The organism is Kitasatospora sp. NPDC048722 (genome assembly GCF_040650235.1).
GTDB lineage: Bacteria > Actinomycetota > Actinomycetes > Streptomycetales > Streptomycetaceae > Kitasatospora.
Window position 1 is genome coordinate 164,617 of sequence record NZ_JBEZGX010000005.1, and the last position, 24,754, is coordinate 189,370.

Annotated in this window: 16 protein-coding genes, 2 tRNA genes and 1 pseudogene; 10 read left to right on the top strand and 9 right to left on the bottom strand. The window is 73.2% G+C overall.

Annotated features, from left to right (window positions below; genetic code table 11):
• Positions 1–30: 30 nt before the first annotated feature.
• On the bottom strand, positions 31–2,385 hold the full coding sequence (locus AB0C76_RS06675) for a transglycosylase domain-containing protein (protein ID WP_359960651.1): 2,355 nt from the start codon (positions 2,383–2,385) through the stop codon (positions 31–33).
• A 233-nt stretch (positions 2,386–2,618) separates the two neighbouring features.
• Positions 2,619–2,692: transfer RNA gene (locus AB0C76_RS06680), tRNA-Lys, on the bottom strand.
• 172 nt (positions 2,693–2,864) lie between these two features.
• On the opposite strand from AB0C76_RS06680, the gene AB0C76_RS06685 reads away from it, so the two are divergent.
• Both AB0C76_RS06685 and AB0C76_RS06690 read left to right on the top strand, forming a co-directional pair.
• Entirely contained in the window at positions 2,865–3,602 is a 738-nt protein-coding gene (locus AB0C76_RS06685; protein ID WP_359960743.1) for a DUF998 domain-containing protein, read from the top strand.
• On the top strand, positions 3,599–4,480 hold the full coding sequence (locus AB0C76_RS06690; RefSeq protein ID WP_359960654.1) for an alpha/beta hydrolase: 882 nt from the start codon (positions 3,599–3,601) through the stop codon (positions 4,478–4,480). Before AB0C76_RS06685 ends, AB0C76_RS06690 begins: the two co-directional genes overlap by 4 nt.
• Positions 4,481–4,560: 80 nt before the next feature.
• On the opposite strand, the gene AB0C76_RS06695 is transcribed toward AB0C76_RS06690, so the two are convergent.
• The 4 genes from AB0C76_RS06695 to AB0C76_RS06710 form a co-directional block, all read right to left on the bottom strand.
• Positions 4,561–4,634, bottom strand: a tRNA-Lys gene (locus AB0C76_RS06695).
• Between the two features lie 90 nt (positions 4,635–4,724).
• Positions 4,725–6,788 (bottom strand): ABC transporter ATP-binding protein, encoded by a 2,064-nt coding sequence (locus AB0C76_RS06700; RefSeq protein WP_359960657.1) that lies wholly within the window; start codon positions 6,786–6,788, stop codon positions 4,725–4,727.
• Positions 6,785–7,720: an ABC transporter permease gene (locus AB0C76_RS06705; protein ID WP_359960660.1), complete on the bottom strand. Its 936-nt coding sequence runs from the start codon at positions 7,718–7,720 to the stop codon at positions 6,785–6,787. Before AB0C76_RS06705 ends, AB0C76_RS06700 begins: the two co-directional genes overlap by 4 nt.
• Before the next feature lie 17 nt (positions 7,721–7,737).
• Positions 7,738–8,718, bottom strand: coding sequence for an ABC transporter permease (locus AB0C76_RS06710; RefSeq protein WP_359960663.1), 981 nt, complete (start codon positions 8,716–8,718; stop codon positions 7,738–7,740).
• Positions 8,719–9,049: 331 nt separating this feature from the next.
• On the opposite strand from AB0C76_RS06710, the gene AB0C76_RS06715 reads away from it, so the two are divergent.
• Together AB0C76_RS06715 and AB0C76_RS06720 are read left to right on the top strand one after the other, a co-directional pair.
• A complete protein-coding gene (locus AB0C76_RS06715; protein ID WP_359960665.1) occupies positions 9,050–10,753 on the top strand; it encodes an ABC transporter family substrate-binding protein in 1,704 nt (567 codons plus the stop codon).
• A gap of 462 nt (positions 10,754–11,215) precedes the next feature.
• Positions 11,216–12,406, top strand: a complete 1,191-nt coding sequence (locus AB0C76_RS06720) for a low temperature requirement protein A (RefSeq protein WP_359960668.1) — start codon at positions 11,216–11,218, stop codon at positions 12,404–12,406.
• Between the two features lie 101 nt (positions 12,407–12,507).
• Here the strand turns inward: AB0C76_RS06720 and AB0C76_RS06725 are convergent.
• Positions 12,508–13,494, bottom strand: a pseudogene (locus AB0C76_RS06725) (LysR family transcriptional regulator); the annotation flags it as partial.
• Positions 13,495–13,652: 158 nt separating this feature from the next.
• On the opposite strand from AB0C76_RS06725, the gene snpA (AB0C76_RS06730) reads away from it, so the two are divergent.
• The 4 genes from snpA (AB0C76_RS06730) to AB0C76_RS06745 all read left to right on the top strand — a co-directional run bounded on the left by snpA (AB0C76_RS06730) (position 13,653) and on the right by AB0C76_RS06745 (position 18,342).
• Positions 13,653–14,297: a snapalysin gene (gene snpA, locus AB0C76_RS06730; RefSeq protein ID WP_359960671.1), complete on the top strand. Its 645-nt coding sequence runs from the start codon at positions 13,653–13,655 to the stop codon at positions 14,295–14,297.
• A gap of 322 nt (positions 14,298–14,619) precedes the next feature.
• Positions 14,620–15,255: a snapalysin gene (snpA, locus tag AB0C76_RS06735; RefSeq protein ID WP_359960674.1), complete on the top strand. Its 636-nt coding sequence runs from the start codon at positions 14,620–14,622 to the stop codon at positions 15,253–15,255.
• 120 nt (positions 15,256–15,375) lie between these two features.
• A complete protein-coding gene (locus tag AB0C76_RS06740) occupies positions 15,376–16,053 on the top strand; it encodes a pentapeptide repeat-containing protein (protein ID WP_359960677.1) in 678 nt (225 codons plus the stop codon).
• Between the two features lie 204 nt (positions 16,054–16,257).
• Positions 16,258–18,342, top strand: coding sequence for a phosphocholine-specific phospholipase C (locus AB0C76_RS06745; protein WP_359960680.1), 2,085 nt, complete (start codon positions 16,258–16,260; stop codon positions 18,340–18,342).
• Positions 18,343–18,390: 48 nt separating this feature from the next.
• On the opposite strand, the gene AB0C76_RS06750 is transcribed toward AB0C76_RS06745, so the two are convergent.
• Positions 18,391–19,164 carry a phosphoribosyl-dephospho-CoA transferase MdcG domain-containing protein gene (locus AB0C76_RS06750; RefSeq protein WP_359960683.1) on the bottom strand — a complete coding sequence of 258 codons (774 nt, stop codon included), beginning with the start codon at positions 19,162–19,164 and terminating at the stop codon, positions 18,391–18,393.
• A 183-nt stretch (positions 19,165–19,347) separates the two neighbouring features.
• Here AB0C76_RS06750 and AB0C76_RS06755 point away from each other — a divergent pair, with 183 nt between their 5' ends.
• Complete coding sequence (locus tag AB0C76_RS06755; protein WP_359960686.1) at positions 19,348–19,572, top strand: hypothetical protein; 225 nt, start codon at positions 19,348–19,350, stop codon at positions 19,570–19,572.
• A gap of 37 nt (positions 19,573–19,609) precedes the next feature.
• Here AB0C76_RS06755 and AB0C76_RS06760 read toward each other — a convergent pair whose 3' ends face one another.
• A complete protein-coding gene (locus tag AB0C76_RS06760; RefSeq protein WP_359960689.1) occupies positions 19,610–22,843 on the bottom strand; it encodes a S41 family peptidase in 3,234 nt (1,077 codons plus the stop codon).
• 212 nt (positions 22,844–23,055) lie between these two features.
• Here AB0C76_RS06760 and AB0C76_RS06765 point away from each other — a divergent pair, with 212 nt between their 5' ends.
• Positions 23,056–24,726: a glycosyl hydrolase family 18 protein gene (locus AB0C76_RS06765; protein WP_359960691.1), complete on the top strand. Its 1,671-nt coding sequence runs from the start codon at positions 23,056–23,058 to the stop codon at positions 24,724–24,726.
• The last annotated feature ends 28 nt before the right edge of the window (positions 24,727–24,754 follow it).

The window sequence follows — 24,754 nt, forward strand, 5'->3', positions numbered from 1 at the left end:
GTGGGAGCCACCGGATGGGACGAGCCGGGATCAGTTCCCCGGCCCGGCCCCTGTGCCGCCGTTGGCCGTCCCGACCGTGGGCTGGGTGGTGGGCTGCGTCGTGGGGCCGGCCGTCGGCTGCGTGGTCGGGGTCGGACGGGTGGTGGGCCTGGTCGTCGGCTTCGACGTGGGGTCCGGGGTCGGCTGCGTCGTGGGCGGCGCGGTCGGCACGGTGTTCCCGCCGGAGTTCGAGCCGTCGGAGCCGTTCGAGCCGCCGTTCGGGGACCCGGTCGACCCGCCGTTCTGCGAGCCGTTCGAGCCGCTGCTCGGCTGGCTGCTCGCGCCGCCGTTCGGGTTGCCGGTGGCGCTGCCCGTCGACGGGGTGCCGGACGGCGTGGCGGGGGAGCTCGGCGCGTCGGTCGCACCGGAGTCGCCGCCGTCCGACGGGTCCGGGAAGTCGCTCACGGGCTGGCCCTTGAGTGCGGCCTTCATGTAGCTGGTCCAGATCTGCGCCGGGTACTGGCCACCCGCCGCGCCGTCGATTCCGCCGACGCCGCTCAGGCTGACCTGCGCCCCGGTGCCAGGGTCCTGGCCGAAGAGCGCGACCGAGGTGACGAGCTCGGGGGTGTAGCCGACGAACCACACCGACTTCTGGTCGTCCGTGGTGCCGGTCTTGCCGGCCGCCGGCCGGCCCAGCGCCTTCGCCCGGAAGCCGGTGCCGCCCGGGTCGCTCACGACGCCCTGGAGCATCGAGGTGACCCGGTTCGCGGTGTCCGCGCTGATCGCCTGGGTGGTCTTGTGCGCGGGCAGCTGGACGGCCTCGCCCTCGCGGTCCACCGACTGCACGAGCCACGGCGTGATCTGCTTGCCGCCGTTGTCGAGCGTGGCGTACACGCCGGCCATGTCGAGCACGCTCGGGGTGGCCGCGCCCAGCGGGATGGACGGCACCGGGTCGAGCCCCGGGGTGCTGCCGGGCAGGCCCAGCGCGACCGCGGTGTCCTTGACCTTCTGCAGCCCGGTGTCCTGGGCGAGCTGGGCGAACACCGAGTTCACCGACTTGTCGATGGCCTGCTGGAGCGAGATCTGGCCGTAGCTGACGTCGCCCTCGTTCGGCGGAGCGTACGGGGTGCCCTTGCCGCCGCGGACCTTGCGGCCGCTGGTGCCGTCGTAGACGGTGCGCGGGGTGACGGTCCGGCCGTCCTGGGTCTTGGCGTTGTTCTCGAACGCGGCCGCGAGGGCGATCGCCTTGAAGGTCGAGCCGGCCTGGTAGTCGCGGCGGGTCGCGTTGTCGACGTAGTGCTTGACGTAGTCGACGCCGCCGTAGAGGGCGACGACCGCGCCGGTCTTCGGGTCGACCGAGGCGGCGCCGGCCTGGGCGGCCGCGTCCTTCTTGCGCTTGTCCGGGTTCAGGGTGTCGTGCAGCTGCGCCTGGACGGCGTCCTGCAGGGCCTGCTGGCGGCTCGGGTCGATGCTCAGCTTGATCGTGTAGCCGCCCTTGGCCAGCTCGTTGTCGCTGATGACCCCGCTGGACGTGAGGTACTGGGTGGCCGCGTCGACCAGGTAGCCGGACTGGCCGGACAGGCCGGGGTTGGGCTGCGGGTCGCGGACGTCGGGGAAGTTGGTCCTGGCGCGCTCGTCGGCGGAGAGCCAGCCCTCCTTGACCATGCCGTCCATGACGTAGTTCCAGCGGTTGACGGCGTTCTGCTTGCCCGCCGGGGTCGCGGTGGCCACGTCGTACGCGCTCGGCGCGTTGAGCAGGGTGGCCAGGTAGGCGCCCTGGGCGGGGTTGAGCGCGGAGGCGTCGACGCCGAAGTACGCCTGGGCGGCGGCCTGGATGCCGTAGGCACCGCGGCCGTAGTAGGAGGTGTTCAGGTAGCCGGAGAGGATGTCGTCCTTGCTCTCCGTGGCGTCCACCTTGATGGCGATGAAGAGTTCCTTCACCTTGCGGGTGACGGACTGCTTCTGGTTCAGGTACGTGTTCTTCACGTACTGCTGGGTGATCGTGGAGCCGCCCTGGGTGCCCTCGCCCCTGGCGGTGTTGAGGGCGGCGCGGGCCAGGCCCTGCATGTTGACCGCGCCCTCGTGGTAGAAGTTGCGGTCCTCGGCGGCCAGCGCGGCGTGCTGGGCGGCGGGGGAGACCTTGTCCAGGCCGACGTTCTGCCGGTTGGTCTGGCCGGTGCGGGTGATCACCGAGCCGTCCGCGTAGAGCCAGGTGTTGCTCTGGGCGGTGGCCGCGGCGTGCGCGTCGGGGACCTTCACGAGCGCGATGCCGAGGGCGAACAGACCGACGCCGAGGAGGATCGAGGCGGCGAGGCCGAGCAGCGTCATCCGCCAGGTCGGTATCAGCCGGCGCCAGCCGGTGCGCTTGGGACGGCGCTTCTTGCCGCCCTGGGGATCTCTGGACAAGGCGCGGCCTTTCCTGCGGGCGGACCGGGCCGGCCTGCACAGACGGGGACAACGTGGTTCGGGGACCTTTGTCCCGATTCCGGTTTACCGCCCAGGACGAACGGGATGGGTCGATCGGCTCCTCCGGAGCGGCAATCGAGACCGACATCACATCCAAAACGCACGCAAAACGGACGCCATGGGCAAAAAAGTTAGGGAGCCCCTCGCTGATGCGAGGGACTCCCCACTGTCTGTGCGCCGCCAGGGACTCGAACCCCGGACCCGCTGATTAAGAGTCAGCTGCTCTAACCAACTGAGCTAGCGGCGCCTGCTGACCTGGAAAACAATACACGGTTCCGAGGGGTGCCTCGAACCGTGTCCGGCCGTACCGGGTCGGCATTGCCCGTTTCCTCCCGGTTGGGGTGGGGTTTGGCCGCGGTTAGGGTGGAAACGTGCCCAGCCCCACCGGACGTCCGCGCGCCCGCGGAGCCGTCGGCGTCCTGCTGCTGACCAGCGCCGTGGCGTACACCGCCTGGGTGCTGGAGGTCGTCCTGAGCACCGGACTCGACCCGGTCCAGGCGTACATCAGCGAACTCGCCGCCGCGGACCAGCCGCTGGGTGGGCTCTTCCGGGCCACCGACCTGGTCGCCGGCCTGGCCGTCCTCGCGGCGGCCGGCACCGCGCTCATCGGCACCGAACCGGTCGACGCCGCCCGCCGAACCGGCACCCCGCAGCCCCGCCACCACTGGGCGACGGCGGGCTGGTCGGCCCTGGCCCTGTTCGGCGCGGCGACCGCCGCCGACTCCCGGCTGCCGCTCAGCTGCACCCCGACGCGCGACGAGGAGTGCGCCGCCCGCGAGACGGCCGGGCTCGTGCCCGCCACCCACACCGCGCACGCCGTCACCAGCAGCCTGGCCGTGATCGGCGCGCTCGCCGGGCTCGTCGCGCTCACCGTCGCCGCGCGCCGCTACGGATGGTGGCCGCCGGTGCGCCGGTACGGGCCCTGGCTGCTCGGCGCCGAACTGCTCGCGACCACCTGGAGCCTCGCCGCGATCGGCGCCTTCCAGGCCGGCCACGGCACCTGGGCGCTCGGGGCCGGCCAGCGGCTCCAGGTGCTGCTGGTCGCGCTCTGGCTGGGCGTCCTCGCCCGGAGCCTGTTCCGGGAGGAGGCCGACGACCGGCGGGCGCGCGACCGGGCCGCGCCCACCCGGGACCGGGCGGGCCGGGAGCCGGTATGACGGCGGCCGGCCCCGAGCCCGTCCGAGCGACGTTCCTGCGCATCGACGGCGTCCCGCTGCACGTCCGCACCGAGGGCGACGGCCCGGTCTGCGTGCTCACCGGCGGCCTCGGCAGCAGCTGGTTCGACTGGGACCTCGTCGTCCCGTTCCTCGCCCCCCACCGCACCGTCGTCCGCTTCGACCGTCCCGGCTACGGCCTGAGCGCCCCCGAACCCGCCACCGGCCGGCCCGCCCCGACGGCGGCCGGCGAGGCAGGGCGCATCCGGGCCGTGCTGGACGCCCTCGGGTTGCGCGAGCCGTGCACGCTCGCCGGGCACTCGCTGGCCGGCTTCCACGTCGAGGCCTTCGCCCGGCTGCACCCCGAGCGGGCGGCCGGGCTGGTCCTCGTCGACGGCAGCGTCGAACCGGCGCCCCGGCCGCTGCCCGCCCCCGGGTTGCGCGACCTCGCCGCGCGGGGCGCCGCCGGCGCCGCCACCGCCCTCGCCGTGCCCTATCTGCTCGGCCCGGCCGCCCGCCGGCTGACCGCCCGGCTCACCACCGTCCGCCGCGAGGACCTGGCCCCGCCGGGCCTCGTCCGGCACTGCTACCGCACCGGGCGGGCGCTGCGCGCGCTGCTCCGGGAGAACGCCCGCTACCTCGACGTCGCCGCCGAGCTCGACGGGCTGCGCCGCACCCGGGCCCTGCCCGAGGGCCTGCCGGTCACCGTGCTCGCCGCCGACGACGGCCTGCGCTCCCGGCGGACGGAGGCCTGGCTCGCCGAGCAGCGCGAGCTCGCCGCCCTGCTCGGCGCGGACTTCCGCACCACGGCCCCGGCCGGGCACCTGGTGATGTTCGACCGTCCGGACGCGGTGGCTTCGGCGATCCTCGACACCCGCTGACCTGCGGGCGGAGGGCCGGCGGCAGGGACCGGAAACGCCGGAAGGCCCCTCGCTCTCGCAAGGGGCCTTCCGGCTGTCTGTGCGCCGCCAGGGACTCGAACCCCGGACCCGCTGATTAAGAGTCAGCTGCTCTAACCAACTGAGCTAGCGGCGCCTGCTGACGCGGAAGACATTACACGGGACCGGGGCGATCCGCCGAATCGTATTCGGCCGATCACGCAGGGTGGGATCCCCGTGAGGGCCCTCATGCGGCCTCCGGGAAGTGGCAGGCCGCCTGGTGCCCGTCCCCCGCGAGCGCGGGCCTCTCCTCCTCGCACCGGGTCCGCGCTCCGGGCTCCGCGAGGCGGGCGTAGACCGGGCAGCGGGTGCGGAAGGGGCAGCCGGCGTGCCGCTGGGTGGGGGAGGGCGGATCGCCCGCGAGGAGGATCCGGTCCCGGGCGCGTTCGGCGGCCGGGTCGGGCAGGGGGACGGCGGAGAGCAGCGCGCGGGTGTACGGGTGGCGGGGGCGGTCGAAGACGCCGGCGACGTCGCCCTGCTCGACCGTCCGTCCGAGGTACATCACGCTGACCCGGTCGGCGAGGTGCCGGATGACCGAGAGGTCGTGCGAGACGAAGAGGTAGGACAGGCCCAGTGCGGCCTTGAGCGACTGCAGCAGGTTGAGGATCCCGGCCTGGATGGAGACGTCGAGCGCGGAGACCGGTTCGTCCAGGACGAGCAGCCTGGGGCGGACGGCCAGGGCGCGGGCGATGGAGATCCGCTGGCGCTGCCCGCCGGAGAACTGGTGCGGGTAGCGGCCGGCGTGCTCCGGGTCGAGGCCGACCTGGCGCAGCAGTTCGGGCACCCGGCGGGCGATCTCGTCGCGGGCGGCGCGCCGGGCGCGCAGGGGTTCGGCGATGATGTCGCCGACCGGCATCCGGGGGTCGAGGCTGGCCATCGGGTCCTGGAAGACGATCTGCAGCTGCGAGCGGAGCCGGTGGGCCTCGGCGCGGGTGAGCCGGGACGTGTCCTGTCCGAGGAGCTCGATGCGGCCGGTCTCGGGGGCGGCGAGGTCGAGCAGCTCGAAGAGCGTCGTGGACTTGCCGGAGCCGGATTCGCCGACCAGGCCGAGGGTTTCGCCCTCGCGGAGGTCCAGGTCGACGCCGTCCACGGCGTAGACCTCGCCGACGCGGCGCTTGAACACCGTGCCCTTGAGGAGCGGAAACGTTTTTCCGAGCCCGCTGACCGCCAGTACCTGCGGCCGAGTGTCGCGTTCCCCGGTCACGGCGGGGGCGGGTACCTCCGGCACGGGGTAGACGTCGGCCGGCGCGGGCCGCTGCTCGGCCAGCTCCGCCGAGCGCACGCACGCCGCCAAGTGGCCGTCCTCGCCGAGCAGTTCCGGTTCGGCCGCCGAGCAGCGAGGTTCGGCGAGCGGGCAGCGCGCGGCGAACGGGCAGCCGGGCGGCAGGTCGGCCAGTGGCGCCGGGCTTCCGGGGATCGGGACGAGCGGCCCGCCGAGCCCGTCGAGCCGGGGCACCGCGCCGATCAGGCCGAGCGTGTACGGGTGGCGCGGGGCCGCGAACAGGTCGTCCACGCCGGCCGTTTCGACCACCCGGCCCGCGTACATCACCGCGACCCGGTCGGCCGTCCCGGCGATCACCCCGAGGTCGTGGCTGACCAGCACCAGCGCGGCGCCGGTCTCCCGCTGGGCGGTGCGCAGGACGTCGAGCACCTGGGCCTGGATGGTGACGTCCAGGGCGGTGGTGGGCTCGTCGGCGAGCAGGATGTCGGGGTCGTTGGCGATGGCCATGGCGATCATCGCGCGCTGGCGCATGCCGCCGGAGAACTCGTGCGGGAAGCTGTCGAGCGCGCGGTCGGGAGCCGGGATGCCGACGAGGTCGAGGAGTTCGGCGGCGCGACGGCGGGCGGCGGCCTTGTCGGTCTTCTGGTGGACGCGGATCGCCTCGGCGATCTGGTCACCGATCCGGTAGACCGGGGTGAAGGCGGAGAGCGGGTCCTGGAAGACCATCGCGACCCGCCGGCCGCGGATCGAGGCGAGTTCCCGGCCGGGCAGCCCGACCAGCTCCCGCCCGTCCAGCTGCACCGAGCCCCGGACCCGGGCGGTGCCGGGCAGCAGCCCGAGGACGGACAGCGCGGTGACGGACTTCCCGGATCCGGACTCGCCCACGATGCCGAGGGTTTCGCCGCGCCGCAGGGTGAGGTCCACCCCGCGCACGGCCGGGACCGGGCCCTGCGGTCCGGCGAAGTCGACGCGCAGGTCGCGGACGGCGAGCAGGGGGGTATCGACGGTGGTGCCGACGGTGGTGGTCACGGCTTCTTCCTCCGGGCGCGGCGGCGGGGCGCGCCCGCGGCGGTGGGGTCGAGGGCGTCGCGCAGCCCGTCGCCGATGAGGTTGACGGCGAGGACGAACAGCACCAGCAGCGCGGCGGGGAAGTAGAAGAGCCAGGGGAACACCGGAGCTTCGCTGGTGCCGGCCGCGAGCAGGGTGCCGAGCGAGACGTCCGGCGGCTTGACGCCGAAGCCGAAGTAGGAGAGCGCGGTCTCGCTCATGACGGCGCCGCCGACGGCGATGGTGGCGTCGATGATGAGGAAGGAGGCGACGTTCGGCAGGACGTGCCGCAGGATGATCCGCAGCGGCCGGACGCCCATGAAGCGTGCGGCGCGGACGAATTCGCGCTCGCGCAGGGAGAGCGTCATGGACCGGACCACCCGGGCGGTGATCATCCAGTTGAACAGGGCCAGCAGCAGGACGAAGGCGATCCAGCCGGTGCTCTTCAGCCGGGGCGAGACGATCGTGATGATCAGGAAGCTGGGGAAGACCAGCAGCAGGTCCACGACGAACATCAGACAGCGGTCGGCCCAGCCGCCGAAGTAGCCGGCGCACGCGCCGACCAGTGAGGCGAGCACGGTGGAGAAGAGCGCCACCAGCAGGCCGATGACCAGCGACTTCTGCAGGCCGCGGACGGACTGGGCGAAGACGTCCTGCCCGATCCCGTTGGTGCCGAACCAGTGCTGGGCGGAGGGCGGTTGGTGCAGGGCGGTGAAGTCGGGGGCGGCGTAGTCCCACCGCGTCAGGTACGGCCCGCCGAAGGCGAGCGCGAACAGCAGCAGGACGAGGAGGGCCCCGACGACCGCCCCGCGGGCTGCGAGCAGCCGGGTGAGGACGAGCCGGGCGCGGCCGTTGCCGCGGGGCGCGGGGGCCGGGGCGGCGGGTTCGGCCGGTTCTACGACGACGGTGGTCATCCGGGTCACCTCTCCGGTCAGGACCGCACGCGCGGGTCGAGGGCGGCGTGCAGGGTGTCGGCGAGGAAGCCGGAGGCGAGGACCACGACGGCGGTGAACAGGTTGACCGCGACGACGGAGTTGACGTCCTGTTCGTTGATCGCCTGGATCAGCCACTCGCCCATGCCGTGCCAGCCGAAGATCGTCTCGGTGAACACCGCGCCGGTGAAGATGCCGAGGAAGCTGTAGGCGAACATCGTCGACATCGGGATCACGGCGGTGCGCAGCCCGTGCTTGAGCAGGGCCCGGCCGCGGGTGAGGCCCTTGGCCTCGGCGGTGCGCAGGTAGTCCGAGCCGAGCACGTCGAGCATGATGCCGCGCTGGTAGCGGCTGTAGGTGGCGAGGCCGTACAGCGCGAGCGACATGGTCGGCAGCAGCAGGTGGAGCGCCCAGTCGGAGAGGTGGGCGCCGAGGCCGCCGGCGAGTCCGGGGGTCTCGTAGCCGGTGAACGGGACGACCTCGTGGCCGGCCGCGTCCTTGGCGGCGATGGCGCCGTTCTTGAGGAAGAGGGCGACCAGGAAGACCGGGGTGGAGAGGAGGACGAAGGAGAGCAGGGTCAGCAGCCGGTCGGACATCCGGTACTGCCGCACGGCGCTCCAGGCGCCGACCGCGACGCCGAGCACCATGCCGAGCAGGCTGCCGATCAGCAGCAGCCGCAGCGAGACCCAGATCCGCCGGCCGAAGTCGTCCGTCACCGGGGTGTCGTGGATGGTCCGGCCGAGGTCGCCGTGGACCAGGCCGCCGGCCCAGTGGCCGAAGCGCACGACCACCGGGGTGCGGTCGTTCAGGTTGAGGGCGGTGAGCTGGTGCTCGACCGATTCGGCGGACGGACGGGGGACCTTGGCCTCGAAGTAGGTGCGCGGCTGGAGGGCGACCGCGGATATCGCGTACGCCAGGAACACGGCTGCGACGAGCAGGACGGCGTAGTAGCTCAGCCGCTTCGCGAGGTAGCGGAGCATCAGCGGCCGCCCTGGGTGGGGGTGGGGCCGACGCGTCTGGTGGGCATCGGGTGGTGGCCTTCGGTCGTGGCCCGGGCGCGGGCCGTTTCACGGGCTGTCGGGAAACAGCTGGTCAGAGTGTTCCAGCGGCGTACGGCCGCCGTGTTGCGTGAGTGTTGCCGCGTGTGACTTTTGGATCAGACGTGAACTCCTGCCTCTGGTCGTGGAACTGAACGGCTGTTACGTTCTGCTGGCTCGGTGCCGACTTGGCTGCCCACACTCAAGCCCCGCCACACCTCGCGCGGCACATCTCCTGTCCCTTATTCCCGACGAACTCTCCAGGGGGACCCCCATGGACGCTGCCACCACGGCCCGCCGCTTCGGCCGGGCCACCGCCCTCGCGATAGCCGTCGCCCTGGCGGCGACCGCGTGCACCTCGGGCGGTGGGGGCTCCGCCGACAACGTGGCCAAGAGCGAGCCGCCGAGCCAGGGCTCCAACGACATCAACCCCAAGTCGCCGGACCAGCTGAAGGACGGCGGGGAGGTGCGCTTCCCGCTGTACCAGTGGATCACCCAGTGGAACCCCTACCAGGTGGACGGCCGCTACGGTGACGCCGTCGACATCATGCGGGCCCTGGAACCGTCCCTCTTCTCCACGGACTCGGCGGGCACCTTTCACGCGAACCCGGACTACCTGGTGGACGCCAAGGTCACCTCGACCTCGCCGCAGGTGATCACCTACAAGCTCAACCCGAAGGCCAAGTGGTCGGACGGCAAGGCGCTGAGCTACCTGGACTTCAAGGCCGACTGGGAGGCCAGCAACGGCAAGAAGGACGGCTACAACATCGCCGACTCGTCCGGCTACGAGCTGATCTCCGGCGTCGAGCAGGGCGCCGACCCGTCCGAGGTCAAGGTCACCTTCTCGACGCCGTACGCGGACTGGCAGAACCTCTTCCGGCCGCTGATCCCGGCCGCCGGGATCGCCACCGCCGACGACTTCAACAAGGCCTGGATCGAGAAGATCCCGATCACCGCCGGCGCGCTGAAGCTCGGCGTCGCGGACAAGACGGCCCAGACGATCAGCCTGGTCCCGGACCCGGCGTGGTGGGGCACCAAGCCCAAGCTGGACAAGGTCACCTTCCGGGTGATGTCCCAGGCGGCGACCACCCAGTCGTTCCTCAACAACGAGATCGACTTCGCGACGGCCGGCACCGCGACCGCCTACGGCCAGCTCAAGGACAACAAGGACACGGTGATCCGCGCCTCCAGCCCGTGGGACGAGGTGCACATCTCCTTCGGCGGGGGCGGCGCGCTGGCCGACCAGAAGGTGCGACAGGCGCTCGGCAAGGCACTCGACCGCGACTCGCTGATCAAGATCGCCAACAACGGCGTGCCGGTCCAGTTCAAGCCGCTCGGCAACCACATCTTCATGCCGAACCAGGCCGGCTACCAGGACAACTCGGGCGAGTGGGCGAAGTTCGACCTGCCCGCCGCGAAGAAGCTGCTGGACGACGCGGGGTGGAAGGAGGCGGGCAACGGCCAGCCGCGCACCAAGGACGGCCAGTCGCTGGAACTGCACTTCGTGTACAACGACTCCAGTCCGCAGGCCCAGATCGACCTGTACACCGCGGCCGCGGCGATGTGGCTGCAGGCCGGGGTGAAGGTCGACCTCGACAAGGTGGCGAAGAACGACTTCTTCACCAAGTACGTCAACGTGGGCAAGTTCGACCTCGCCAGCTGGCGCAACACCGACTCGTTCCCGCTCTCCCAGAGCCTGACCAACTTCCGCCTGCCGGAGGGGGACAACGTCTTCGGCAACTACTCGAAGCTCGGCACCCCCGAGATCGACGCGCTACTGAAGAAGGCGGCCGGGACGATCGACCCGGTGGAGGCCGCGAAGTACTACAACGAGGCGGACGCCAAGATCTGGGAGCTCGGCCACACCGTCGAGCTGTACCAGCGGCCCGAGGTGGTCGCGGCGCGCAAGGGCCTGGCCAACTACGGCGCGTTCGGCCTGGCCTCGACCGACTACACCAAGATCGGCTGGGAGAAGTAGCCGACGCCCTCGACGCGGCGATCACCGCGGTCGCGGCGGCAGGGCAGGCGCTGGCGAGCAGCGCGGTGATCACGAGGCCGGTGGTGCGGACACGGGTGGGACGGCCTTGCCGCCCCCGTCGTCCTGCCACCGGCCTTGACCTTCCGCGTTGCCCGCAGGCCGCCCGTGTCGTGGGGCCCCGCAGGGCCCGCGCTCGCTTTCCAACCGGGACGAATGTAGCGGGCCGGTCCGGCGGCTCGGGCGGTACGGCGCGGGCGCGCCCGGAAACCCGTCGCGCTGTCACCCGGTTCGCGCACCGGAGCGTCAACTGGGGCTGACGGCAAGGGGAAAGGAACGAGGGAAAAGGGACAGAAGGGACGGGTCCGGCGCCCACCGGTCCGCGCCGGTGCGTGCGCCGGGCGCGCCCCGCTGCCAGGATGCGCGGGACAGCCCAACCGTCCGTCCCCGTCCCGGAGCAGCGCGATGACCAGCGATTCCGCCGCAGTGCCCCACCCGCCCCCCGCCGACCCGCCCCCGGTGCGCCGGATGGTCCCGCGCGACCGGAACGAGCGGCACCGGGTCGCCACGCCGCTGGAGCTGTTCTTCGACCTCTGCTTCGTCGTCGCGGTCGGCCAGGCCGGGCGCGAGCTCGCCCACTTCCTCGCGGCCGGGCACTACGGCGAGGGCCTGCGGGGCTTCGCGCTCGCGTTCTTCGCGATCTGGTGGGCCTGGATGAACTTCACCTGGTTCGCCTCCGCGTACGACTGCGACGACGTGCCGTACCGGGTCACCACGCTGGTGCAGATCGCCGGGGTGCTGATCCTCGCGGCCGGTGTGCCGAGGCTCTTCGAGGCGCAGGACATGGTCCTCGCGGTGACCGGCTACGTGGTGATGCGCCTGGCGATGGTCACCCAGTGGCTGCGCGCCGCCGCCAGCGAGGAGGGCCCGGCGCGCGGGGTGGCCCTGCGGTACGCGCTGGGGATCACGCTGTGCCAGGTCGGGTGGGTGGTGGTGCTGCTCCTGCCGCCCGGCGCCCGGCCGTTCGTCATCCCGATCGGGGTGCTGGCCGAGCTGGCCGTGCCGGTCTGGGCCGAGCTGCGGATGCAGACCACCTGGCACCCGCACCACATCGCGGAGCGGTACGGGCTGTTCACCCTGATCGTGCTCGGCGAGGCGGTCGCGGCGGCGACGGTCGCGGTGCAGTCGGCGGTGGACGAGCACGAGGAGCTGGGGCGGCTGGTGCCGGTGGCGATCGGCGGGCTGCTGATCTGCTTCTCGGCCTGGTGGATCTACTTCGCCCGCCCGGTGCACGAGCACCTGCGCTCCAACCGGCAGGCGTTCGCGTGGGGTTACGGCCACTACGTGGTGTTCGCCGCCGCGGCGGCGATCGGCACCGGGCTGGAGGTCGCGGTGGAGTCCGCCGTGCACAAGGCGGAGATCTCCGCGACGGCGGCCACCGGGACGGTCACCGTGCCGACCGCCGTCTACCTGTTCACCGTCTGGTTGCTGCACTCGCGGCACACCAAGACCGGTGCCGCACAGGCGCTGGCGCCCACCGGCGCGGTGCTGGTGCTGGCGTGCACGGCGCTCGGCGGCTCCGGGGTCCTCGCGGCCGGCCTGGTGTGCGCGGCGACGGTGGCCGTCGGCGTCGCGATGCACGCCAGGGAGGCGTGAGCGGTCTCCGGGCGCAGCCCGAGGAGCACCGGCTCGTGCCGGGCGAGCCAGGCCAGGTAGGCCGGGTTGACCTTGGCGAGGTCCAGGTAGGCGGCCCGCAGTTCGCCGTACAGCGCCTCCAGGGCGGTCGGGGCGAGCGTGCGGGGCCGCCAGGTGAGCAGCAGGCGGACGGCGAGCGGATCGCCGTGGACCGGGCGCATGACCGTCCCGGGGCCGGGCAGGGACGTCGGCTGGCAGGGGCGGACGGCCTCGCCGGAGGCGACCAGTTCGGCGGCGGTGGTGTTGTCCCGGACCTGTACCACCCGGGGGTTGAGGCCGGCCTCGCTGAACACCCGGCGCATCGCCGCGTACTCGTGGTCGGCGGTCGGGTCCACCATCCAGGTGTCCTCGGCGAGGTCGGCGAGGTGGACCACCGGGCGGCCGGCGGCCGGGTGGCCGGCCGCGAGCGCGACGAACTGCGGCTCGCGGGCCATCAGGACCCGGTGCTCCGCGTCCGGGGGCACGCGCAGCGGGAATCCCTCGCTCTCGTACACGAAGGCGACGTCGAGCTGGTCGGCGGCGACCATCCGCAGCAGGGCGCTCGCGGAGATGTCCACGTGGATGGTGGTGTCGGTGTCCGGCAGCCGCTCGTGGACGCGGCGTAGCCAGGCCGCCACCGCCCGGCTGCCGACGCTGCCGATCCGCAGCCGCCGCCGGCTGCCCGGGCCGGCCGACTCCCGGGCCTCCTGGCGCGCGGCGGCGACCAGCGCCGCCATCTCGGTGATCACCGGCCGGGCCCGGGACAGCACCGAGTGGCCGAGCGCGGTGGGCCGGCTGCCGGTCTGCTCGCGGGTGAACAGGGTGCCGCCGATGGCCCGTTCGATCCGGTGCAGCTGGGTGGTGAGGGAGGGCTGGGTCATGCCGAGCTGGAGCGCCGCCTTGCGGAGGCTGCCGGTGTCGGCGATCGCGCACAGCACCCGGAGGTGTCTCACGTCGAGCTCCACGTCGGGAGCATAGACGTCGACGACCCTTCTCGCCAAGGACATGACACGAATCAACGCGGCGGACGCCCACCGGTATTGGCCGGCGCTATCGCCGGTTGACATCATCCGCGACGGCTGCGCCCGGGGGGAATCTGGGGCAGCGATTCCCACCCCCCGCCGCAGGCCGGGGGTGCCCCCACATTCCGCCCGCCGCCGCCGGCCCCCAACCGGCACCGGTGACCGGGCGGTCCGCGATTCGGAGCCCCCACATGTCTCGATCCGCCATGTCCCGATCCGTGCTGTCCGCCGCCCTCGGCGTCGCGCTCGCCGCGGGCCTCGGCGCCCTGCCCGGGACGGCCGTCGCCGCACCCGCCGCACCGGCCGCGAGCGTCGCGGGCTACACGCCCACGGCCGGCTCGGCGTACGCCGGTTCGGCCGCCGAAGCCGCCGACAACCAGGCCTTCTTCCGGGCCGTCATGGCCTCCGCCAAGGCCAAGCAGGCCGCCAACCCGTGGCTGCTGACCGTCACCGTCACCTACGACACGGGCAACGCACCGTCCTTCACCAGCCAGATATCCCAGGCCGCGCAGATCTGGAACGGGTCGGTGCGCAACGTCCAGCTCCAGGAGAGCAGCGGCCAGGGCGACTTCTCCTACTACGAGGGCAACGACTCGCGCGGCTCGTACGCCAGCACCGACGGCCACGGCCACGGGTACGTCTTCCTCGACTACCAGCAGAACCAGCAGTACAGCTCCCTGCGCGTCACCGCGCACGAGACCGGGCACGTGCTGGGCCTGCCCGACCACTACTCGGGGCCGTGCAGCGAGCTGATGTCCGGCGGCGGACCCGGCCCGTCCTGCACCAACCCCTACCCGGACGGCAACGAGCGCGGCCAGGTCGACGAGCTGTGGGCCAACGGCGCGGAGTAGCAGCCCGGCCCAAGTCGGGGTGCGGCGGGCCGTCCGGCCGGAATCGGGCGGCCCGCTGCACGATTGCTTCCCCGGGGCGGAGCCTAATCGCCCGGGGAGCGGAATGCCAGGGGCGCGAACAGGTCAAGTCAAGCCAAAGGTGACTCAAAAGCCGGGAAAACCAGGGATATTGGACGGGGCTATCGCGGGTTGACATCATCCGCCCCGCCGCCGTGCTGTCCGAAGCTCGGTGGACATCACCCGTTCACCAGGTGCCCCCCACGGCCGGCCCCCACCGGCCACGCACCGCAGGAATCGGAGCCCCCACATGTCTCGATCCGTCATGCCTCGATCCGTGCTGTCCGCCGCCCTCGGCCTGGCGCTCGCCGCGGGCCTGGCCGCCCTGCCCGGGACGGCCGTCGCCGCGCCCGCCGCCCAGGCGGCCTCCGGCTACACCGCCTCCGCGTCCGCCGGGTCGGCGTACGCCGGCTCGGCCGCCGAGGCGGCCGACAACCAGGCGTTCTTCCAGGCCGTCATGGCCTCCGCCAAGGCCAAGCAGGCCGCCAACCCGAACCTCGCGACCGTCGTCGTCACCTACGACGCCAGCAGTGCCCCGTCGTTCCGCACCCAGATATCCCAGGCCGCGCAGATCTGGAACGGCTCGGTGAGCAACGTCCAGCTGCGCGCCGGCTCGGCCGCCGACTTCCGCTACTACGAGGGCAACGACTCGCGGGGCTCGTACGCCAGCACCGACGGCCACGGACGCGGGTACGTCTTCCTGGACTACCAGCAGAACCGGCAGTACAACTCGCTGCGGGTGACGGCCCACGAGACCGGGCACGTGCTGGGTCTGCCCGACCACTACTCGGGGCCGTGCAGCGAGCTGATGTCCGGCGGCGGGCCCGGCACGTCCTGCACCAACCCCTACCCGAACGGAACCGAGCGCAGCCGGGTCAACTCCCTCTGGGCGCGCGGCTGACCGACCCCCGGAACCGCCCGGCCGCCGTGGGCTGCGGCCGGGCGCTCCCGGTTCTGTCGGCGGCGCGTGCGAGCATGCGGGCGAGACCCCGTCCGCCCGACCCCGCGAGGTGCCATCCCCGTGCCGAACACCGCTCCCAACGTGCCCGACTTCCCCGACCGCCTCGCCGACCTGCGCTTCGCCGACCTGCTCCGCCCGCACACCGGGCCGCTGCGCGCCGACGAGCGCTACGACACCGTGCACTTCGACGGCGGCGAGTACACCGACCAGTCGGCCGCCGGGGCGACGTTCCTGGAATGCGCGCTCACCGGCGTCGCGTTCAGTGGTGTCAAGCTGCGCCAGGCCCGCTTCACCGACGTGTGGGTGCAGTCAGGCCGCTGGGTGGCCTGTGACCTGAGCGACGGCGAGTGGCAGGACAGCGCGTTCGTCGGCGGCGTGCTGGCCGGGATCGCCGCGCACGGCTCGGCCGTGCGCCGGGTGGTGTTCCGCGGGTGCAAGCTGGAGGCGGTCAACCTGCGGGCGGCCGTCCTGCGGGACGTCGTCTTCGAGGACTGCCTGCTGCGCGACGTGGACTTCGCCGACGCGAAGCTCACCCAGGTGTCCTTCCCCGGTTCGACGCTGGAGGAGGTCCACCTGCGCGGGGCCGCGCTGACCAGGACGGACCTGCGCGGCGCCACCCGCCTCGGCCTCCCGGACGGCCACCTGGGGCTGCGCGGCGCGATCATCAACTCGCATCAACTCCTCGAACTGGCACCACAGTTCGCTCATGCCCTGGGTATCACCGTCCAGGACCGCTGAGGCCGGCCGACCCCTCCCCCGCACGTCCCCGGAGTTTCCGTCCCCTGTTCAGCCGGCGGTCGCTCGATGACGGCCGGACGAACAGTCCACCAACCCTCCTGCCCGCATCTGGTGGGCCGGTTCGGCGCCGGTGGAGACTGCTCCGCGATCGATGAGCCCCGACTTGTGCACACAACATCGGTAGTGAAGGGACGGGCTGGGCTGATGGCCGAGCTGAGCCGTAGGAAGTTCGTGACGCTGTCCGGAGCCGCCGCCGCGGGCCTGGCCATGACCGGCGCCGGGGGCGCGGGGGCGGCCCCGACCGCCGCGGGCGCGGCGCCCGCCGCCGTGAACACCGCGGCGCTGTCGCAGACCGGCACCATCAGGGACGTGCAGCACGTGGTGATCCTCATGCAGGAGAACCGCAGCTTCGACCACTACTTCGGCACGATGAAGGGCGTGCGCGGCTTCGCCGACCGCAGCGCGATCCAGATCGCCGGCGGCTACAGCGTGTTCAACCAGCCGAACGGCACCGGCCGCCAGTACCCCTGGCAGTTCAGCCTCACCAAGCCGGCCGGCGGCGCCGACCCCGAGCGCCTCGCCCAGTGCAACGGCGACCTCGCCCACGGCTGGAGCGACCAGCACAAGGCCTGGAACAACGGCAGGATGGACTCCTGGGTCGCGGCCAAGGGCAACGTCCGCACCCTCGGCTTCCTCACCCGCCAGGACATCCCGTTCCACTACGCGCTGGCCGAGAACTGGACCATCTGCGACGCGTACCACTGCTCGGTGCTCAGCGCGACCGGCCCCAACCGCACCTACCACTGGTCCGGCCAGATCGACCCGGCCGGCACCGCGGGCGGCCCGGCCTACGACGGTGGTGACGAGAAGGGCCTGCGGTGGCAGACCTACGCCGAGGCGCTGGAGACCGCCGGCGTGAGCTGGAAGGTCTACCAGAACGCCGCCGACAACTACGGCGACAACGCCCTCGCCTACTTCAGCCAGTTCGCCGCCGCCCCGGCCGGCAGCGCCCTGGCCGTCAAGGGCATGGCGTCCGTGCCCGCCGTCACCGGCAGCACCCCGGACGACATCGTCGCCGCGATCAAGGCCGACGTGCTGGGCGGCACCCTCCCGCAGGTCTCCTGGATCGTCCCCGACCAGGCCTCCTCCGAGCACCCGTACGCCACCCCGGCCGACGGCGCGCACTTCGTCCACAACGTGATCGACGCGCTCAACGCCGACCCGAACGTCTTCAACTCCAGCGTCCTGTTCATCAACTACGACGAGAACGACGGCTTCTTCGACCACGTCCCGCCGCCGGCCGCCCCGGCCGGCACACCGGGCGAGTTCTACAGCGGCACCAACATCGGCCTCGGCTTCCGCGTCCCGATGATCGCGGTCTCGCCCTGGACCCGCGGTGGCTGGGTCAACTCCGAGACCTTCGACCACACCTCGGTGCTGCGCTTCCTGGAGACCTGGACGGCGGCCATCGGCGCGCCCGCCACCTGCCCCAACATCAGCGACTGGCGCCGACGCGTGTGCGGCGACCTGACCAGCGCGTTCGACTTCGCCAACCCGGTCTACGGCCTCCCGGCGCTGCCCGACACCTCGCAGACCATCGGCCTCGCCGCCTGCGGCCCGCTGTCCAACCCCGCGCCGGTCAACAACCAGCTGCCCGTGCAGGAGCCCGGCACCCGTCCGGCCCGCGCGCTGCCCTACCAGCCGAACGCCAACCTGGACCACCTGGAGTTCGGCTCCGGCGGGGTCATGAAGGTCTGGATCAAGATGGCCAACGGGGGCACCGTCGCCACCAGGTCGGCGCACTTCTCGGCCTACGCCAACGCCTACCGCAGCGGCGGCCCGTGGCAGTACACCGTCGACCCGGGCGGCAGCACCAGCGACTTCTTCAACTGCGGCACCGGCTTCGGCAACGGCCCGTACGACCTCACGGTGGTCGGCCCCAACCGCTTCCTGCGCCGCTTCAAGGGCGACGCCACCAAGGCGGGCAAGAACGCGTCCGTCACCGCCTCGTACGCGGTCGAGCCGGGCACCGGCAAGCCGGCCCTCTACTTCGCGCTGGTCAACACCGGCAGCACCGCGCTCACCTTCACCATCGCGTCGAACAACTACCGCACGGACGGCCCCTGGACGTACCGGGTGCCGGCCGGCGGCAGCACCAGCGACTTCTTCAACGCGGTGGCCTACAACAACGGCTGGTACGACTTCACCGTCACGGTGGACGCCGACAGCAGCTGGTCGCAGCGGTTCACCGGGCACCTGGAGACCGGCGCCCCCAGCGTCAGCGGCTGATCCCGCCACGGCCGATCCGGCTACGGCCGATCCCGTTACGGCTGATCGCTACCCGAGGCCCCGGGGGAACCACGGATCGTGGACCTCCCGGGGCCCCTCCGGCGTCAGCAGGGTGAGCGTGAGCGGTGCCGCCGCGTACTCGGCCAGCAGCACCGAGCCGTGCCGGGTCTCCAGCTCGGCCTGCACGGGCACGCGCAGCTTGCTCAGCGCGCGCCGCAGCTGCAGGGCGTCGCGCCTGCTGACCGGTTGCGGGGCGCGCAGCACCAGCCGCAGCGGGCTGAGCGGTCCGGTCACCGGGACGCCTGCGCCCAGCTCGTAGCCGACGGCGCCGATCGGGCCCCAGACCAGCCGGTGGTCCGCCGCCAGCTCGCCGACCGCCGGCAGCAGGGCGAGCGCCGGGACGTCCGCGACCCGCCCGGGTGCCAGCAGGGCGCGCCGGGCCGGGAGCTGCTCGGGACGGAAGGTGCGGGCCACCGCCGCCCAGGGCGCGAGCGCGTGCAGCAGCTGGCCGCGGTGCGGGCCGCGCACGATCACCGGGATCCAGTGCTCGGGCGCCGTGACGCCCCTGGTGCAGCGCACCGGGTGCGGGGTGTCCACCGCGGAGCCGACCACGGCGGGCGCCCTGGCGACCGTCACCCACGGGTGCGCCCGGAGCACCGCCCGTGCCCAGTCCGGGAGTTCGCCGCCGCCGAGCGGGCGCAGCGAGCTGGGGCACTGCATGAGCAGCAGGTCGTGCGGGCCGGGCAGCCGCCCGTCCAGCGCGGCGAGCGGCCCGACCAGGCGGCGCGGGCCGCCGTGCTGTTCGTCGATGGCGTTCCTCACACCCCTACCGTCCGCCCGGCCGGGACGGGCCCGCTACGGCCCTTCGATGCGTTCGATCGGGACCAAAGACTCAACGCGCACGCCCGCCCACCCTCCCTCCCGCCCGGCCGGAGGCCCGACGTGCGCCCGCCCGGTCGTGGTGTGAGAGTGGGGGCAGCCCGGTATCCGTCCGGAGGAGGAGTCATGGGCATCTTGGACAGGATCTTCCACAGGGGGCACGAGGCCGCCGGTTCGGACGCCACCGAACGGGCCGCGCTCGCCCACGACGAGGCGGCCGACGCGTACAGCGACGACATCGAGCGGACGCGCGAGATGCGCGAGTCGGAGCGGCAGCAGGTCCGGGAACAGGCCGAGGCTGACCGGCGGGCCGCCGAGAACATGACGGCCGAAGGCGACCCCTGGGACTGATCCCGCCGTTCGCGACGGCCGTTCGCGAGGAACGGCCCTAGCCCCTCGGCGGCAGCGGCGGGCGCCGCAGGTCCGGCCGGGGGGTGTCGTCCGGCGGGGGCGCGGCGGCGGGGGCGTCCTCCAGCAGCTCCAGCGCCAGCTGCACGGCCGTGTGCAGCTCCGGGTGCCGCCCGCCGGCCCAGTCGCGCGGGCCCCGCAGCACGTGCACGTCGGGTTCGACGCCGTGGTTCTCCACGGACCAGCCGAGTCCGCCGGTGAACCAGGACGCGTTCTTCGGCACCGAGATCTGGGTGCCGTCGCCGAGGGTGTGCCGCCCGGTCATCCCGACCACCCCGCCCCACGTGCGGGTGCCCACCACCGGTCCGAGGCCGAGCAGTTCGATCGCCGCGATGATCACGTCGCCGTCCGAGCTGGTGGCCTCGTCGGCGAGGGCGACCACCGGGCCGCGCGGGGCGTTGCGCGGCCAGCGGACGGGCTGGCGGTCGCGGGTGAAGTCCCAGGCGAGGACGCGCCGGGTGAGCTTCTCCAGGACTAGTTCGGAGACGTTGCCGCCGGCGTTGCCGCGGACGTCGAGGACGAGGGCGGGCTTGTCGAGCTCGCGGCGCAGGTCGCGGTTGAACTGCGCCCAGCCGGAGCCGCCGAGGTCGGGGATGTGCAGGTAGCCGCACCGCCCGTCGCTGAACTCCCTTACCAGGGCGCGGCGTTTGACCACCCAGTCCTGGTAGCGCAACGGTCGTTCGTCGGTCAGAGGGGTCACCGTGATCCGCCGCACGGGGGAGTCGGGGCCGCTGCGCAGGCCGATCTCGACGGTGTTGCCGCCGGTGCCGGCGAGCAGCGGGAGCGGGCCGCGGACCGGGTCGACCGGGCGCCCGCCGATCTCCAGCAGTTCGTCGCCGTCGCGCACGCCCTGGGCGGCGAGCGGGGCGCGGGCGCGCGGGTCGGAGGACTCGCCGGGCAGCACCCGGTCGACCAGCCAGCGGCCGTCGGGGGAGCGGTGGGCGTTGGCGCCGAGCAGGCCGAGCGGCTGCTGGGCGAGCGAGGGGCCCTCGCCGCGGCGGGACGGGGTGACGTAGGCGTGCGAGGTGCCGAGTTCGCCGAGGAGTTCGCGCAGCAGGTCGGCGAAGTCGTCCGGCCCGGCGATCCGGTCGAGCAGCGGCTCGTACTGGGCGACCAGGGCGGGCCAGTCGAGGCCGGACATCCGGTCGTCCCAGAACTGGTCCCGGACGATCCGGGCGGCCTCGTGGTAGGCCTGGCGCCACTCGGCGGCGGGGTGCACGGTGTGGTTGATCCGGCGCAGGTCCACCGGGGTGCCGGCCGAGGGGGCGCCGACCGGGACGATCCGCAGGGTCCCGGCCGAGTAGACCGCGATCGAGCCGCCGTCGCCGGACACCGCGTAGCCGTCGAGCTTGTCGACCAGGGTGGAGCGGGCGCCGCGGGCGAGGTCGAAGTGCTCCAGCGAGGGGCGGCCCGAGGTGTCGTCCGGGCTGGTGAAGGTCTGTCCGAGGGTGCCGGAGATCGGCCAGCGCAGCCAGACCAGGCCGCCGCGGACGGCGTCGGTGGCCGAGTACTTGGAGGCGATCACCGGGAACTGCAGCAGCCGGTCGCCGATGCCCTGCGGGTCGACCCGGACGGTGCCGTCGCCGCCGCCGTCCCCGCGCGGACCGCCGTCCTCGGCCGGCGCGGCGAACGGGGACGGGGTGTCGGCGGTGAGCGGGACGAGGTAGGGGCGGCAGCCGAGCGGGAAGGAGAGGTCGCCGGTGTGGACGTCGTGGACGGGGTCGAAGCCGCGCCAGGACAGGAAGGCCAGGTAGCGGCCGTCCCGGGTGAACACCGGCTGCTCGTCCTCGAACCTCCCGTCGGTGACGTCGGTGATCGGGGCGGGCGCGTCGGCGCGGGTGAGCCGGATGCGGCGCAGCGAGCGCCCGGCGGCCGGCTGGGACCAGGCGATCCAGTGCGAGTCGGGGGAGAACCGGGCGCTGGAGACGGGCCCGTAGGCGGAGACGGCGACCTCGCGGACCTCGCCGTCGGCGGCGGTCACGAGCAGCAGCCGCCCGTCCGAGGTGGCGGCGGCCAGCCGGGTGCCGTCGGGGGATGCGGTGAGCTCCAGGACGCGGCCGAGCCGCCCGGCGGCGAGCACCCGGTGACGGTGCCGCTCCCCGCTGGTGTGTTCGAAGGAGCCGTCGTGTCCGGGCAGCGGCATCACCTCGACGGCGTCCGTGCCCTCGGCGTCGGTGATCCAGGCGGCCTCGCCGGTGTGCCCGAGCACGACCGGCAGCCGGGTGCGCACCCCGGGGGTGTCGGCGAGCGCGCGGGCCGGGCCGTCCTTGTGGGTGAGCCAGTACTGGCTGCCGCGCACCGTGATCACCCCGGTCCGGCCGGTCTGGTCGCAGGCGAGGTCCTTGACCTGGCTCGCGGCACCGACCTGGTAGGGGCGGCGCCCGGCCCGCGCGCCGCCGAGCGGGACGTGCAGCCGGCGCGGTGCGGGGGCGTCCAGGTCGTCCAGCAGCCAGAGGTCGCCCGCGTGCTGGTAGACGATCCGGGTACCGTCGGTGGCGGCCTCGCGGGCGTAGTAGGAGGCGTGGTCGGTGTGGCGGCGCAGGTCGGTGCCGTCGGGCCGGCAGGAGTAGACGTTGCCGACGCCCTCGTGGTCGGAGAGGAAGGCGATCCGGTCGTCGGGGGGCTCGCCGACGGCCATCGGTGAGGCGAGGTGGCCGCGGTGGCCGGGGAGCACCTGTTCGCCGTCCACCCAGAGCCGGCCGGTGGCGCCGCCGCGGTAGCGCTTCCACGCGGCGGGCTCGTGCGGGGCGGCGCCGGTCAGCAGGACGGTCCGGTCGCGGCTCATCTGGGCGTCGCCGACCGGGCCCCAGGGCATCCGGCGGCCGGGGGAGCCGTCAGGCGGGAGCGCGTGCGCCCACGTGTAGTGGCCGAAGGGCTCGTGGAAGGAGGTGACGGCGAGCACCTCGCCGTCCGGCAGCCAGCCGCGCACCCGGGTGTCCTGGCTGCCCCAGTAGCTGAGCCGTTGCGCCTCGCCACCGGTGGTCGGGGCGGTCCACACCTCGGGGGTGAGGCTGAGCCAGCTGGTCCACGCGAGGGTGGCGCCGTCGGGGGAGAAGCGGGGATGGGTGACCCGGGTCCGGTCGCAGGTGACCCGCCAGGCCCGGTCGGTGGTGGCGCCGTCGGTGAGCCGGGCGATCCAGACGTCGTCCTCCGCGGTGAAGGCGAGCAGGTCCCCGTGCAGGTGGGGGTGGCGGAGGTAGCCGGGCGAGGTCACCCCTCCATCCTTCGACGGGGTGTCACGCCCGGCAACCGGGGGCGGGCCGGGGGCGGTTCCCGACCGGTCTGGACCATTGACACCTCCCCGCCGCATCCACTTCAGTGGTCTAGTCCAACTTGGGTGCCAGGCCGGGCCGTTCCCCCCACTGGCGCGTGCTCCGGCGTGCCCTCGGACGTCCCCCACGACCACGCCCCCGCAGGAGCCCCCGCATGAGCAGAACTCCCCCGACCTCCCGTCGGCGCCCGTCCCGCGCCGTGCTCGCCGCCGGCACCGCCTCCGCCGTCGCCGCGGCCACCCTGGCCGGCCTCACCCTGGGCCTGGCCCCCGCCGCCTCGGCCGGCGAGTTCCTGGTCAACGGCGGCTTCGAGTCCGGCTCGCTCGGCCCCTGGAGCTGCTCCGGCGGCACCGGCGGCGTCGTCAGCAGCCCGGTGCACAGCGGGAGCCACGCCCTGGCCGGGGCCGCCGGCGCGAGCGACACCGCCCAGTGCGCGCAGACCGTCGCCGTCGCCCCCGGCACCACCTACACGCTGAGCGCCTGGGTCAACGGCTCGTACGTGTACCTCGGCGTCGACGGCGGCGGCCCGAGCACCTGGACCCCGGGCACCGGCGGCGCCTACCAGAAGCTCAGCGTCAGCTTCACCGCGGGCGCCACGCAGACCAGCGCCACCGTGTACACGCACGGCTGGTACGGCCAGGGCACGTACTACGCGGACGACGTCTCGCTGGACGGGCCGGGCGCGCCGAGCCCGAGCCCGACCCCGACGCCCACCGGTTCGCCGACGGCCACCGCGACCCCGACCGGCACCCCGACGGGTACGCCCACCGGCACCCCGACGGGTACGCCCACCGGCACCCCCCGGCCCGGCGGCCACGCCCTGGTCGGCTACCTGCACGCGAGCTTCGCCAACGGCGCCGGCTACACCCGGATGGCCGACGTCCCGAACTCCTGGGACTTCATCGACCTCTCCTTCGGCGAGCCCACCTCGCCCACCTCCGGCGACATCCGCTTCAACCGCTGCTCCACGACCGACTGCCCGAGCGCCGAGTCCGACGCCGACTTCAAGGCAGCGATCGCCGCGAAGCGCTCCCAGGGCAAGAAGGTGCTGATCTCGATCGGCGGCCAGAACGGCCAGGTCCAGCTCACCACCACGGCCGCCCGGGACACCTTCGTCAGCTCGGTCTCGGCGATCATCGACAGGTGGGGCCTGGACGGCCTGGACATCGACTTCGAGGGCCACTCGCTCTCCCTCGACACCGGCGACACCGACTTCAGGCACCCGACCAGCGCGGTCATCGTCAACCTGATCTCGGCGCTGAAGACCCTCAAGGCCAAGTACGGTCCTGGCTTCGTGCTGACCATGGCGCCGGAGACGTTCTTCGTCCAACTCGGCTACCAGTACTACGGTTCCGGCCCGTGGGGCGGCCAGGACCCGCGCGCCGGCGCGTACCTGCCGGTCATCCACGCGTTGCGCGACGACCTCACCCTGCTGCACGTCCAGGACTACAACTCCGGCTCCGTCATGGGCCTGGACAACCAGTACCACTCGATGGGCGGCGCCGACTTCCACGTCGCGATGACCGACCTGCTGCTCAAGGGCTTCCCGGTGGCGGGCAACACCAACAACGTGTTCCCGCCGCTGCCCGCCTCGAAGGTCGCCATCGGCATGCCGGCCACCACCAATGCGGGCAACGGCTACGTCGCTCCGGGCGAGGTGGACAAGGCCCTGGACTGCCTGACCAGGCTCACCAACTGCGGGACGTACGTGCCGCGTTCGGGCGCCCAGCCGGACCTGCGGGGGCTGATGACCTGGTCGATCAACTGGGATCAGTTCGGCGGGCGGGAGTTCTCCAAGAACTTCGACTCCTACTACGGTCGCTGACCGGCAGCCCCGGAATCCCGTGCTTGAA